Here is a 12,551-nt window from a genome sequence, read left to right as displayed (position 1 = left end):
GCCCCTCGCGGCGGTCTAGGAGAGTTCGCCGACCACGTAGTCGATCGCCTCGGTCAGCTTGGCGGTGTCGGCGGGGTCGACGGCCGGGTAGGTCGCCACGCGCAGCTGGTTGCGCCCGAGCTTGCGGTACGGCTCGGTGTCGACGACGCCGTTGGCGCGCAGCACCTTGGCGATCTCGGAGGCGTCGACGCCCTCGAAGTCGATGGTGGCCACCACGTTCGAGCGCAGCGCCGGGTCGGTGACGAACGGCGCGGCGAAGTCGCGGGCCTCGGCCCACGAGTACAGGGTCCCGGCCGATTCGGCGCAGCGCTTGGCGGCGGCGTCGAGGCCGCCGGCGGCGTTGAGCGCGTCGACCTGCTCGGCGGCGAGGACCACGGTGGCGACGGCGGGGGTGTTGTACGTCTGGTCCTTGCGGGAGTTGTCGATCGCGGTCTTGAGGTCGAGGAACGCCGGGATGTAGCGGCCGGAGGCGGCGATGCGCATCGAGCGCTCGATCGCGGCGGGGCTGAGGATCGCGATCCACAGGCCGCCGTCGGAGGCCAGGCCCTTCTGCGGCGCGAAGTAGTAGGCGTCGGACTCGCGCAGGTCCACCGCGAGGCCGGCGGCGGCGGAGGTCGCGTCGTGGAGCATGAGCGCCCCGTCGTGGGCGACCCGCTTGACCTCGACGGCCACGCCGGTGGAGGTCTCGTTGTGCGGGGTGGCGTACATGTCCACGCCGTCCTCGTAGGACAGGTGGGCGGCCGAGCCGGGCTCGCCGGTCACGATCGTGGGCTCGCCCAGGTGGGGGGCGATCTTGACGGCCTTGGCGAACTTCGCGCCGAACTCGCCGAACGCGGCGGCCTGGGCGCGGTCGTCGACGAGGCCGAACACCGCGACCTCCCAGAACGCGGTCGCGCCGCCGACGCCGAGGACCACCTCGTAGCCCTCGGGCAGGGAGAACAGGTCGGCCAGGCCGGCGCGGAGGCGCCCGACCTGGGACTTGACGGCCTTCTGGCGGTGGGAGGTGCCCATGACGGACCGGCCCAGACCGGACAGTGCACTGATCGCCTCGGTCGGCACCTTGGACGGGCCGGCGCCGAAGCGCCCGTCGGCGGGCAGCAACGCTGCGGGGATGGTGATCTGGTCGGTCACGGCAGGCTCCGTTCTCGTCAATGCTCGGCTCACTGTAAACCCGCCGTCGCACCGCGGCGTCGCGCGGGCCGGTGCCCGCCGCCAACTGGGACGCGGGCCGTTCAGGCCGCGGGCGTCCACCCGGTCGGGGGCGCCTCGCCCGGTCCGGCCCAGGCCGTCCACACCTCGCCGCTCGCCGCGACCGCCCACAGCCGCAGGGCCCCGTCGGCGCCGAAGGCGACCGCCGGGCGCTTGATCGCGGTGAGGTCGCCGCGCGACCACGGCAGCGAGAGGAGCGCGCAGGTCCCGGCCTCGGGCGCGTCGAGGTCGGCGAGGTCGAGGACGAGGACGGCGGGGGCGCCGGTGCCGTCGTCGCAGGCGACGGCGAGCGCGCCGTCCGGGCCGACGGCGATCGCGGGGGCGAACAGGCCGCCTTCGAGCGGCACGAGCGCGCCCTTCCAGGTGGTGCCGGAGCCGTAGTGGAGGACCACGTCGCCGCTTTCGGCGGCGCGGGAGGCGATGACCAGGTGCCCGTCGGGGGTCGCGGCGGCGGTGACGGCCCCGGCCGGCAGGTGGGTCTGGCCGCTGCGGCCGGGCAGGTCGAGGTCGCGGTGGGACCAGTCGGCGCCCGCGCCTTCCCAGGCGGCGACGTTGTCGGGGGTGGCGGCCACGATGGTGAAGGCGCCGTTCGCGGCGAGGGCGGCGGGCGCTTCGTGGACGTACGGTCCGGTCAGGCGCTCCCAGGGGCGCCATTCGCCGCCTTCGGGCCGGGTGCGCACGGCCAGGCCGCCGTCGGGGTGGCGGACGCAGACGAGGGCGGTGGACCCGTCGTCGGTGGCGGTGACCTGCCCGATGGCGCGGGCGGGCGCGCCGTGCCCGCCGGGGTTGCCCAGGGACTGCCACAGGCCGGTGTCGAGGTCGACGCTGTGGACGTCGCGCACGTGGGCGGCCGGGTCGTGGGTGTGCGCGGCGCTGACCGCGAACAGGCTGGAGCCGGCGGCGGCGAGGTGCGGGAGCGTGTCGGGCCCGCCGAGGTCGCTCCAGCCGGTGTCGCCGAGGGTCTGGAGGCGGGTGCCGCGCACGGCCGCCGGGACCAGGTGCCCGTCGGCGGCGGCGAGGGCGAGCGCCGTGCTGTAGCGGGCGTGGCTGGCGTGCCCGTAGGTGGTGCCGGCGCCGGGGCCGGAGATGAGGCGGTCGCCGCAGCCGGCGGGGTGGTCGCAGCCCGCGCCGTCGGTCCAGGCGTAGACGTCGATGGCGTCGCCCTTGGTGTCGAGGTCGGCGCGGCCGAGGTTGCCGGGCCAGCGGCGGTTGTAGTAGCCGCGCCACGACTCGATGGCCGCGGCCCGCCCCCAGGCGGCCGCGGCCTCCCACGCGAAGAGCGCGGCGGCGGTGTGGTCGATGTGGTCGGAGTAGCCGGACTGCTCGGCGCCGAGCTTGTCGCCCACGACCGGGTCGGGGTCGGGGTCGAGGGTGTTGACGGCGACGGGCCGGTAGCGGTCGAGCAGTTCGAGGAGCGTGGCCTGGACGGTGGCGCGGTCCACGGCGGCCTCGTCGCGCAGCGGCGAGTCGGCCGGCGGCAGGACCACCGAGGCGCCCAGGCGGCCCTCCCACAGGGCCAGCAGGCGGGTGAAGCCGCCGGTGAGGCGCCCGAGGTTCGTCCACAGGCAGCAGAACACGAGGTGGATCTCGGGCCGGTCGCGCAGGACGCACAGCTCGACGTCCTGGCCGGAGTCGAGCCGGGCGGGGTAGCGGTCCCAGACCGCGTCGGGGTCGCCGAGGGCCATGTGGGCGTAGGCGCGGCGCAGGCCGTGCTCGCGGGCGGCGGCGTACCCGTTGTAGTCGGCCGGGGCGGCCCGGTTCCAGGTGTTGCGCCCGTCGGCCTCCCCGGCGGTGAGCACGACAGTGCAGATCCCTGCGCCCTCGTCGAGGACGCGGGCGATGCGCGGGTTGATGAAGTAGAGGCAGTCGTCGGGGTGGGCGGCGATCTGCATGTGGACCGGGCCGTCCCCGCTCGGCCCCGGGAAGGGCGCGGCCCCGGCGGCCCGGCGCACCGACCAGGCGCTCTCGGCCGCGGCGGCGGTCACGGCCAGCGCGGCGAGGCCGCCGACCAACAGGTCGCGGCGGCGCAGGGGAGGCCGGGGGGCGGGCATGGGGGAGCGTTTCGTTCGGGCCTAGGGGTGTCCGGCTCGATACTAACCCGAAAGTGTGAACCTGCGAGGTTCGCTCGCGTGCGGTGCGGGGGGTGCGAAACGGCCCGCGTCCCTGGTGGGAGGCGGGCCGCTCGGTGCGTTGCGGTGTTACTGCCAGCCCTCGACCTCGTCGAGCCCGCGCGGGGCCGGGCCCACGTAGGTCGCCGACGGGCGCACGATCCGGCCGAGCTTCTTCTGCTCGAGGATGTGGGCGCTCCACCCGGCCACGCGGGCGCAGGTGAAGATCGGGGTGAACAGGTCGGCGGGGACCTCGGCGAAGTCGAGGAGCACCGCGGACCAGAACTCGACGTTCGTGGCGAGCACGCGGTCGGGCTTGCGGGCCTTGAGCTCGGCGAGCGCGGCCGTCTCCAGGGCCTCGGCGACCTCGTAGCGGGGGGCGCCCAGGGCCTTGGCGGCGGCGCGGAGCACGCGCGAGCGGGGGTCCTCGGCGCGGTAGACGCGGTGGCCGAAGCCCATGAGGCGCTCGCCGGAGTCGAGGAGGTTCTTGACGTAGCCCTCGGCGTCGCCGGACTTCTCGACGCCCTCGATCATGTGGAGCACGCGGGAGGGGGCGCCGCCGTGGAGCGGGCCGGAGAGGGCGCCGATGCCCGAGGAGATGGCGGCGGCGGCGTCGGCGCCGGTGGAGGCGACGACGCGGGAGGTGAAGGTGGAGGCGTTCATGCCGTGCTCGGCGGCCGACATGAGGTAGGTGTCGACGGCCTTGACGTGGGCGGGGTCGGGCTCGCCCCGCCAGCGGCGCATGAAGCGCTCGGTGATGGTGCCGGCCTTGTCGATCTCCGACTGGGGGACGGCCGGGCGACCGGACCCGCGGGCGGACTGGGCGATGAACGACAGCGTGGTGACCGAGACGCGGGCGAGATCGTCCCGGGCGGTCTCGTCGTCGATGTCCAGCAGCGGCTTCAGGCCCCAGTAGGGGGCGAGCATGGCGACCGCGGCCTGGGCGTCGACGCGGGTGTCGCCGGAGGAGACGGGCACGGGCACGGGCTCGGCGGCGGGCAGGCCGCTGCCGAACCTGCCGTCGACGAGGAGGCCCCATACGTCGCCGTAGGTGCTCTGCCCGACCAGGTCCTGGATATCGACGCCGCGGTAGCGGAGCGATCCACCCTCTTTGTCGGGCTCGGCGATCTCGGTCTCGAAGGCGATGACGCCTTCGAGGCCGGGCTTGAACTCAGACATCGTTGTTCTCCTGAGTGTGTTGTCCCTGTGGTTGCCGACCGGGGGCTTCCGGGAGGCGACGGTTCGTAGTTATCTGGAAATGGTGCCTCAAGCCGGTCCCCGACGGAAGTGCCCACGGCGCGGGGGTGATCCTCGACGGCGGTGCGGACGGCGCGCAAAATATGAGACAAGCACCGTGAGCGTGGTTGTTTGTCCGATTGTGACGGTTTTGATGGGAGGGTTTCGATAAGGAACCTTGTTGGGTTCAACGGTTTCCTGCGATCTCGCCCACATCGACACGCGTGCCGCAGGTCATCCGACATGAGCTAACGTCAAAGCACATCCGGCCCATCGATAACGACATGGAGGTACCCCCTATGGCGCTGTCCGGCGAGCAATGGGTGATCGCCTACAACGACCACGAGGCCACCATCGTCGCTGTCGGCGGCGGCGTGCGCTCGTACTCCTACCGCGGCCGCCCCGTCGTCATGACCTACGGCGACGAGGAACTCGCCCCCGGCTGGGCCGGCCACGTGCTGGCCCCCTGGCCCAACCGGATCCGTGACGGCAAGTACTCGTTCGGCGGCACCGACTACCAGCTCCCGGTCAACGAGATCGAGACGAACACCGCCCTCCACGGGTTCGTGGCCTGGGCCGAGTGGACCGCCGTCGAAGCGACCGACACCTCCGTCACCCTCGAATGCCGCCTGCCCGCGCGCCTGGGCTACCCCTGGACGCTCCAACTGCGCACCCGCTGGTCGGTCGGGCCGGGCGGCCTGCGCGCCGCCCACACCGTCTCCAACCCCGGCACGAAGACCGCCCCGTTCGGCATGGGCACTCACTCCTATCTCCTGCCCGGGTCGCTGGAGCGGATCGACGAGGCGACCTTGCACGTCCCGGCGTCGAAGAAGCTCAAGCTCGACAAGCAGAGCATCCCCGTCGGCTCCGGCGCGGCCGACTTCGACGACCCCACCGTCCTCAAGGACATGGTCATCGACGACTGCTACGGCGACCTCAAGCGCGGCGCCAACGGGACGGCCGAAGTGCGGCTCGCCGACCCCGTCTCCGGTCAGGCGGTGACCGTGTGGATGGACGAGTCCTTCGGATGGGTGCACATCTACACCTCCGACGGCCTCGACGGCGACCGCAAGCGCGCCGCGGTCGCGATCGAACCGACCACCTGCCCGCCGAACGCGTTCGCCAGCGGCGAGGACCTCATCGAGCTCTCGCCCAGCGAGGCCTGGTTCGGCGTGTGGGGCATCCGCCCCGAATAGCACCGGACGCGACGAGAGGGACCGCCCCGAAAGGGCGGTCCCTCTCGCGTTGCGCCCTCATGTCACCGCACCGAAACGCGAACCGAACCCACGACACGCCGAGTTATCCACAGGCGACCGTCGCTTCCGGACCCCTGATCGGTCCGGGAAGCCCGCATCGACGGCAGTTATCCACAGGCTCAAAAGTTTTTCTTGTCAACCCTCGCCGCAACCGGTCATGGTTACTCCAAGGCACGTGAACATCACAGAACGTAGGAGTATTCATGGCCGCGACACTCGCACCCGCCACGACCACCGCCGCACCGGCAGCCGAATCCCTCCTCGTCACCGCCGACGACCACCTGGCAGCGACCATCGCCCCGCTCGCCGCCGCCGCGGGCCACCCCCTCCACCGCGTCCGCCACCCCCTCGACGCCGAAAGCCGCTGGCAGCAGGCGCCCATGGTCCTCGTCGGCCCCGACCTCGCACCCGAATGCATCGCCAGCGACCTCCCCGCCCGGGACCACCTCATCCTCTGCACCACCATGGCCTGGCTCGGCGCCGACACCGCTGACACCTCCCTCCTGTGGCCCATGGCGATCCAGATGCGCGCCACCGGCGTCGTCGCCCTCCCCGACGCCCGCGACTGGCTCCTCGACCAGTTCACCCGCACCGTCCGCGACGCCGAACCGGCACCGGTCATCGCCGCCGTCGCCGGCCACGGCGGCGCCGGCGCCTCCACACTCGCCCTCGCCGCGGCCACCGACGCCGCCCGCGAGGGCCGCAAGACCGTCCTCATCGACCTCGACCACACCGGCGGCGGCATCGACACCGCCGCCGGACTCGCCGCGCAACCGGGCTGGCGCTGGCCCTCCCTCGCCCACGCCACCGGCCCGCTCGAACCCGAACGGCTGCTCGCGGGCCTGCCGCAGCGGGCCGGGCTCCACGTGATCGGCCCCGACTCCCGCAACCCGGCCGAAGTGGACGCCGAGGTGTTCGACCAGGTGCTGCGGGCCGCGCGCCTCACCGCCGACCTCGTGGTGATCGACCTGCCCCGGGCCCGCACCGACGCGGCGGTCCGCGCCGCGGCCGCCGCCCGCTCGATCGCGGTCGTCCTCGGTCCCGGACCGCGGTCGTGGGAGGCCGCGCGCAGCGTCACCGCCGCCTACGGACTCCACAACCCCAACCTCGGCGTGGTCCTGCGCGGCGACACCGACGCGGCCGAGCCGGACCCGAACGAGGCCGACCGGCCCGCCCCGCCGGTGCGCGGCGCGGTCCCCACCGACCGCAGGCTCCCGGTCCTGCTACGCCAGGGCCGCTTCCCCAGGGGTCGCCTCGGCCGCGGCATCCACGACCTGGCCGCCGCACTCGGACGCCCCAGGCCGCGCGGCGAACTCGCCCTCACCCGCACCGGCCGGGAAGGCGCCGCGCGATGAACTTCGAACTGCTCGACAAGGTCCGCCGCCAGCTCGCGGCCCAGACCCGCCCCGGCGCCTCCCGCGACCGAAACCGCGGGACCGCCACCGCCGACATCGTCCGGGCCCTGTGCGCGAGCGGCGCGGCCCCACCGGACCAGGGCTCGCTGCTGCACCTGTCGGCGGCCCTGAGCGACGACCTCATCGGCGCCGGCCCGCTCCAGCCGCTCCTGGACGACCCCACCGTCACCGACGTGGTCGTCAACGGCTCCGGCGGCGTCTGGGTCGACCGCGGCGAAGGACTGCGGCCCGTCGAGGTGCGCCTCGGCCCGGCCGACACGATCCGCTCGCTCGCGTGCCGCCTCGCGGCTGCCGCCGGAAGGCGCCTCGACACCGGCAGCCCGTACGCCGACGTGCGGCTGCCCGACGGCACCAGGTTCCACGCCGTCCTGCCGCCGGTGGCCGCCTCCGGGCCGTACCTCTCCTTCCGCACCCACCGGTCCCGGGCGTTCACCCTCACTCAACTGGTCGAGGCCGACACGCTCACCGCAGACGTGGCGGACCTGCTGCTGCGCATAGTCAAAGCACGCCTCCCCTTCCTGGTGACGGGCGGGACCGGCACGGGGAAGACCACACTGCTGGCGAGCCTGCTGTCGAGCGCACCGCCGGAAGAACGCATCGTCATCGTCGAGGACGCGGCCGAACTCGCCCTCGACCACCCGCACACGCTGACGCTCGAGTCGCGCCCGGCGAACATCGAGGGCGTCGGCGCGGTCGACCTGGCCGACCTCGTGCGCCAGTCGCTGCGGATGCGACCGGACCGGATCGTCGTGGGCGAATGCCGCGGGGCCGAGGTGATCGAACTGCTCGCGGCGCTCAACACCGGCCACGAAGGCGGAGCGGGCACCCTGCACTGCAACGCGGCCGGTGACGCACCGGCCCGCCTCGAAGCCCTCGCGCTCCCCTTCGGACTGCCGAGGGCCGGACTGCACGCCCAACTCGTGGCGGCCCTCCGCGTGGTCATCCACCTGCGGCGCACCGGCACCGGTCGCCAAGTCGCCGAGATCGCCCTGATCGAGTCCGGGCCCGACGCCACGGGGCTGTCCGTCGCCACCGCCTGGACCCGGAACGGCCCCGGCCAAGCGGCCGGCATCCTCGAACGCCTGCTGAGGGAGCGCAACGCATGAACCACCGCAACCGAAACCACCGGGCCGCACCACGAGAACCCGAACCCGACCGAGCCCTGACCGGCAAGCCCCGCGACGCAATCCCGACAACGACCCGACACGCCGCACCCGTACCTGACAAGGGCCGCCGAACCGCCTACCGGCCCTCGACCCCGAACCTCCCGCCCTAGAACCTGACGCCGTACCGACCGCCGCCACCGCCAGAGCCGACTCGACCACCGCCGCACAGGCGCAGACGCACAGCCGCACAGCCGCGCAGCCGCACAGACGCCGCACCACCGACGCACAGACGCCGCGGCGCCGGCCTCCGCTGTCCTGCGAACGCTGCAAGGCCCGAACCACAGGGAGCACCACGCGTGAACACCATCACCGCATCCGCCCCACTGCCCGAACACCACCGCTGCCGCTGGTCGGGACGAACCCGCGCCGCCCGGCCCCGACGCGCCGACACCGCCACCCGCAGGAGGCGCCCGCGACCGGCACAACGAACGACCGACGCGGCCTGGATCTGCTCCCGACCGGAGCCCGCACGGGAAGGAACCGACGCATGAGCACCGCAACCGCACTGGTCGCCGCCCGACCCAAGACCGCGGCCGCACTCGCGGCGCTCACCGCGGCCCTGATCGCGGCCTGGCTCGCCGGATACCAACACGACGGCGGCCTCGGCCCGATCGCCGCGGCCACCGCCGCCGTCGTCGCAGCGGTCTACACGGCCGCGGCCACGATCGCCTGGCACCGCTCCGTGCGCCGCAAACGCCGCCGCGAATCCCGCCGGGCCGCCGCCGACACGGTCGCCTTCCTCGCGGCCGACCTCGCCGCCGGAACCGACCCGGCCCACGCCCTGACCGCCGCCGAACCCGACTGGCCCGAGGACGCGGACGCCGCCGCAGGGCGCCTGCGCGCCGCCCTCGAAATCGCCGCCGAACTCGGCGCCCCAGCGGCCGAACTGTGCCGCCGACTCGCCGAGCACCTCCGCGAAGACGAACAGGCCTCCGCCAAGGCGCAGGCGCAGACCGCGTCCATCCGCGCCACCGCCGCCCTCCTCATCGCACTGCCGGTCGCCGGGGTCGCCCTCGGCGAGACGCTCGGCGTCGACGCCGTCGCCTTCCTCTTCACCAGCCCCACCGGCATGGTCGCCGCAGTCCTCGCGATGGGACTGCAAGCGGCCGGGCTCGCATGGACCGGCGCACTCATCAACACCGTCGACCAAGGAGGCTCCTGATGCCGCGCCGACTCATCGGCCCGCTCGCGGGCATCGCGGCGGCGGTCGCCATCGGCGGCCCGACCGGCGTCATCGCGGGATTCGGCACCTGGTGGCTCGTCGCCAGACTCCTGCGAGCCGACCCGGAACGGACCGAACGGCTCGCCGCCGAGCGACTCGCCCCGGCCTGGCCCTGGACACTCGACCTGCTCGCCGCGGGCATGAGAGCCGGAGCCCCGTTCCCCCAGGTCGCCTTCGCCGTCGCCGATGCCGACGACTCGCGGATCGGCGAACGGCTCAGCCGCTTCGCCGGAGCGATCCACCTGGGGGCCAACGCGAACGAGGCCCTGCCCGAACTCGGGATGCTCCCTGGTGCGGCGCGACTGGCCCGCCAACTCGACCGGTCCGGCGACTCGGGCGCCGCCATCGCCGGCGGTCTCGAACAACTCGCCGCCTCACTCCGCGCCGAACTGCGCACCCGCACCGAGGAACGCGCCGGACGCGCCGCCGTGGCCCTGATCGGACCGTTGTGCCTGTGCTTCCTGCCCGCCTTCGTGATCGTGGGCATCGGCCCGGTCGTGTTCGGCATCGTCGCCGACACCCTGACCACCGGACTGTGACGACCGGACCGCGACCACCGGACCGCAACCGCCATGACCAACGACCGCCAAGAACAGCCGTGACCACCGATGAACAAGGAGAGGAAACCGCAATGCACACGAACACCGACACCACCATCGCCCTCCCGAACCGCCGCGAACCCGGGCACCTGTCCCGGCCGGCCGCCGTCGAATCCGACCGACGGCCCGCCTCATGCAGGCCCGAGAGCCGCTGGAGGACCGTGGGCGGGCAGCACCGCACTCGCGACGCCGCTGTCACGAAGACCGCGACCTCGGGTCGCACCAAGGCCGAAGCGAACACCGACGACATCGAGTCGACTGAGACGGCCGCGGCGAATGCGGCGACCAAGACGTCCGAGACCGTCAAGGTCCCCGAGGCGACCGAGGCGACCGAGGCTCCCGAGCCCGCAGCGACCGCCAGCCGATGGTCGCCGGGATCGAACCGCTGCCGAACGCCGATCACCGCAGGACCGTCGCCGCTGACCGAAGACCGCACGACCACCGAGAACCCGAACCCGCGGAGTTCCGCGGAGAACGAATGGAGCCCGGGCAAGATGCAGGGCGTCCGCAAACCCGGCTGGGGAGCCAGGTTCACCGCCAAACTGCGCGGCGAGAGCGGCATGAGCACCGCCGAATACGCGGTCGGCACGCTCGCCGCAGTCGCCTTCGCCGGCGTGCTGCTGAAGGTCCTCACCTCGGGCACCGTGCAAGGCGCCCTGTCCTCGCTCATCGAGAGGGCCCTGTCATGACCGGACTCGAGCTCGGCATCCGGCGCCTCGGGAACAGCCGCAACCGATACCGCGAAGACCCGAACCGACGAACCCGGAACAGGCGAACCATGACCGAGACAGCACTGAACGAGACGGTTCTGGACGGACCGAGCCGCACGAACCAAGACCGCCGCGAACCGCACCAGACCTTGGCGGCAACGACGCCCGCGCAAGTAGCGACAGCGACCCACGGCCCCGAACCGGACCATCGCCCCCGCCCGCACGGAAGGCACCCGCGCCCCGCGCCCGCATGCCACCGAAGACTGAGACGCACACCCGGACGCGACGGCCCCAGAGGCCACGACTACCACGGTCCGAACCCCGCGCTCGCCGCAGGCGACCCGAGCGGCACGGAGCCTACCGACGGCAACGCGAACCGCGGCGACCCCCGTCAGCGAGGATTCGCCACCGCGGAGATGGCGGCGGTGCTGCCGGCGGTCGTGGCGGTCCTGGCCCTCGGCCTGTGGGCCGTCGCGACCGTCGGAACGAAGGTCCGCGCGATCGACGCCGCCAACAGCGCCGCGATCGCGGCCGCCAGAAGCGAGGACCCGCACGCCGTCGCCGCCGCCTACCTCCCGGACGGCGCCTCGGTCACGATCTCGCAGGACGACACCCTGGCGAGAGCCGTGGTCACCGTCCCGGTCCGGCCGCTGGGGCCGCTGACGCCGCCGATGTCCATCACCGCGGCGGCCGCCGCACCGCTCGAACCGGGCGTGACCTGATGCGAAAGAAAGGAGCGACCGCGACCAGCGAGCCGAGGAACAAGGCAGCCCCCGGTCCGCCGCAAGACGCACCGGGCCCGGCCCCGCCGCCGGGCGGCCCGAACCCAAGTCGGTGCAGCCCGAACTCCGATCCGTGGCGCGACAACCCGAACCCGGCTCCGCCGCAAGGCGAGCCGAAACCGGGCCGGCCGTGCGACGACCGCGAACGCGGATCGGCGACGGTCCTCGCGACCGGGATCGTGGCGGCACTGGTGGTGTCGGCGATGGCGTTCACCGCCGTCGGACAGGCCACCGCGGCCAGGCACCGGGCGCAGGGCGCCGCGGACGTGGCCGCGCTGGCCGGTGCGGCGAAGGTGCTCCTCGGCGACGGGGAGGCCTGCGCGGCGGCGCAGGCGATGGCCGCAGACGCGGCGGTCGAACTCGACCACTGCGAGGTACGGAATCTGGAGGTGACGGTCTACGTGAGTGCGGAGCCGAGCGGCATCCCGGCTTCGTTCGGCCCGGCCCGTGCGGTGTCCCGAGCAGGCCCGGTCAAGGTCGAGTAGCCGACCCGGTTCGGCTTGGGCGAGCTTGGTGAAGGTCAAACGTCCGGCCCTGCCAAAGTCGAATCGCCGGGCTCCACTCGGCCCGACCCGATGCAGCCCGGCCCGGCTCGGGTGGGCATGGACAAGGTCGAACACTCGGCCCGGTCCGGCAGGGCCGAATACCTGGCCCGGTCCGGCAGGGCCGAATCGGCCGGCCGGCCGAGGCCGAGGAGTCGGCCGGGGAACCGGATCGGAAACGACACGAACGACGAACCACCGGTTCCCGGCGGCCAAGGCCAGGCCGCCGGGAACCGAGAACGACACGCGACAGCCCTGGAATCGGTGTGCTGGTCGGCGGCGGGTGGGCGAGGGGCGGGGTGGGGG

11 protein-coding genes are annotated in these 12,551 nt (G+C 73.6%); 8 read left to right on the top strand and 3 right to left on the bottom strand.

Annotated elements, in window-relative coordinates:
- Window positions 1-15: 15 nt before the first annotated feature.
- The 3 genes from serC to IF12_RS0121960 all read right to left on the bottom strand — a co-directional run bounded on the left by serC (window position 16) and on the right by IF12_RS0121960 (window position 4,496).
- Window positions 16-1,131 carry a phosphoserine transaminase gene (gene serC / locus IF12_RS26835; protein WP_030162357.1) on the bottom strand — a complete coding sequence of 372 codons (1,116 nt, stop codon included), beginning with the start codon at window positions 1,129-1,131 and terminating at the stop codon, window positions 16-18.
- 101 nt (window positions 1,132-1,232) lie between these two features.
- Complete coding sequence (locus tag IF12_RS26830) at window positions 1,233-3,260, bottom strand: PIG-L family deacetylase (RefSeq protein WP_030162355.1); 2,028 nt, start codon at window positions 3,258-3,260, stop codon at window positions 1,233-1,235.
- A 147-nt stretch (window positions 3,261-3,407) separates the two neighbouring features.
- Entirely contained in the window at window positions 3,408-4,496 is a 1,089-nt protein-coding gene (locus IF12_RS0121960) for a citrate synthase 2 (protein ID WP_030162353.1), read from the bottom strand.
- 341 nt (window positions 4,497-4,837) lie between these two features.
- On the opposite strand from IF12_RS0121960, the gene IF12_RS0121955 reads away from it, so the two are divergent.
- The 8 genes from IF12_RS0121955 to IF12_RS26950 all read left to right on the top strand — a co-directional run bounded on the left by IF12_RS0121955 (window position 4,838) and on the right by IF12_RS26950 (window position 12,188).
- A complete protein-coding gene (locus tag IF12_RS0121955; protein WP_030162351.1) occupies window positions 4,838-5,749 on the top strand; it encodes an aldose 1-epimerase family protein in 912 nt (303 codons plus the stop codon).
- A gap of 263 nt (window positions 5,750-6,012) precedes the next feature.
- A complete protein-coding gene (gene ssd, locus IF12_RS23505; RefSeq protein ID WP_051704758.1) occupies window positions 6,013-7,164 on the top strand; it encodes a septum site-determining protein Ssd in 1,152 nt (383 codons plus the stop codon).
- Window positions 7,161-8,330, top strand: a complete 1,170-nt coding sequence (locus IF12_RS0121945; RefSeq protein WP_035750053.1) for a TadA family conjugal transfer-associated ATPase — start codon at window positions 7,161-7,163, stop codon at window positions 8,328-8,330. The genes ssd and IF12_RS0121945 overlap by 4 nt, the downstream gene beginning before the upstream one ends.
- A 547-nt stretch (window positions 8,331-8,877) precedes the next feature.
- Window positions 8,878-9,552, top strand: a complete 675-nt coding sequence (locus IF12_RS0121940) for a type II secretion system F family protein (protein WP_051704757.1) — start codon at window positions 8,878-8,880, stop codon at window positions 9,550-9,552.
- Complete coding sequence (locus IF12_RS0121935; protein ID WP_051704756.1) at window positions 9,552-10,151, top strand: type II secretion system F family protein; 600 nt, start codon at window positions 9,552-9,554, stop codon at window positions 10,149-10,151. Before IF12_RS0121940 ends, IF12_RS0121935 begins: the two co-directional genes overlap by 1 nt.
- A gap of 554 nt (window positions 10,152-10,705) precedes the next feature.
- Window positions 10,706-10,900 (top strand): DUF4244 domain-containing protein, encoded by a 195-nt coding sequence (locus tag IF12_RS27325; RefSeq protein ID WP_051704765.1) that lies wholly within the window; start codon window positions 10,706-10,708, stop codon window positions 10,898-10,900.
- 437 nt (window positions 10,901-11,337) lie between these two features.
- Window positions 11,338-11,643, top strand: a complete 306-nt coding sequence (locus tag IF12_RS0121925) for a TadE family type IV pilus minor pilin (RefSeq protein WP_051704755.1) — start codon at window positions 11,338-11,340, stop codon at window positions 11,641-11,643.
- The gene (locus IF12_RS26950; RefSeq protein ID WP_051704754.1) at window positions 11,643-12,188 is read left to right on the top strand and encodes an Rv3654c family TadE-like protein; all 546 of its coding nucleotides are present in this window, start codon (window positions 11,643-11,645) and stop codon (window positions 12,186-12,188) included. The genes IF12_RS0121925 and IF12_RS26950 overlap by 1 nt, the downstream gene beginning before the upstream one ends.
- Window positions 12,189-12,551 lie beyond the last annotated feature (363 nt).

Source organism: Glycomyces sp. NRRL B-16210, from assembly GCF_000719515.1.
Classification (GTDB): Bacteria; Actinomycetota; Actinomycetes; order Mycobacteriales; family Micromonosporaceae; genus Glycomyces.
The sequence above is the reverse complement of the archived record's forward strand: the minus strand, read 5'-3'. Positions and strand labels throughout refer to the sequence as shown.

Bases quoted from the DNA above. Each gene is read 5' to 3' on its own strand.
- ssd (WP_051704758.1), top strand. From the start codon at position 6,013: ATGGCCGCGACACTCGCACCCGCCACGACCACCGCCGCACCGGCAGCC.
- IF12_RS0121940 (WP_051704757.1), top strand. From the start codon at position 8,878: ATGAGCACCGCAACCGCACTGGTCGCCGCCCGACCCAAGACCGCGGCC.
- IF12_RS26830 (WP_030162355.1), bottom strand. From the start codon at position 3,260: ATGCCCGCCCCCCGGCCTCCCCTGCGCCGCCGCGACCTGTTGGTCGGC.
- IF12_RS27325 (WP_051704765.1), top strand. From the start codon at position 10,706: ATGCAGGGCGTCCGCAAACCCGGCTGGGGAGCCAGGTTCACCGCCAAA.
- IF12_RS0121925 (WP_051704755.1), top strand. From the start codon at position 11,338: ATGGCGGCGGTGCTGCCGGCGGTCGTGGCGGTCCTGGCCCTCGGCCTG.
- IF12_RS26950 (WP_051704754.1), top strand. From the start codon at position 11,643: ATGCGAAAGAAAGGAGCGACCGCGACCAGCGAGCCGAGGAACAAGGCA.
- IF12_RS0121955 (WP_030162351.1), top strand. From the start codon at position 4,838: ATGGAGGTACCCCCTATGGCGCTGTCCGGCGAGCAATGGGTGATCGCC.
- IF12_RS0121935 (WP_051704756.1), top strand. From the start codon at position 9,552: ATGCCGCGCCGACTCATCGGCCCGCTCGCGGGCATCGCGGCGGCGGTC.
- IF12_RS0121945 (WP_035750053.1), top strand. From the start codon at position 7,161: ATGAACTTCGAACTGCTCGACAAGGTCCGCCGCCAGCTCGCGGCCCAG.
- IF12_RS0121960 (WP_030162353.1), bottom strand. From the start codon at position 4,496: ATGTCTGAGTTCAAGCCCGGCCTCGAAGGCGTCATCGCCTTCGAGACC.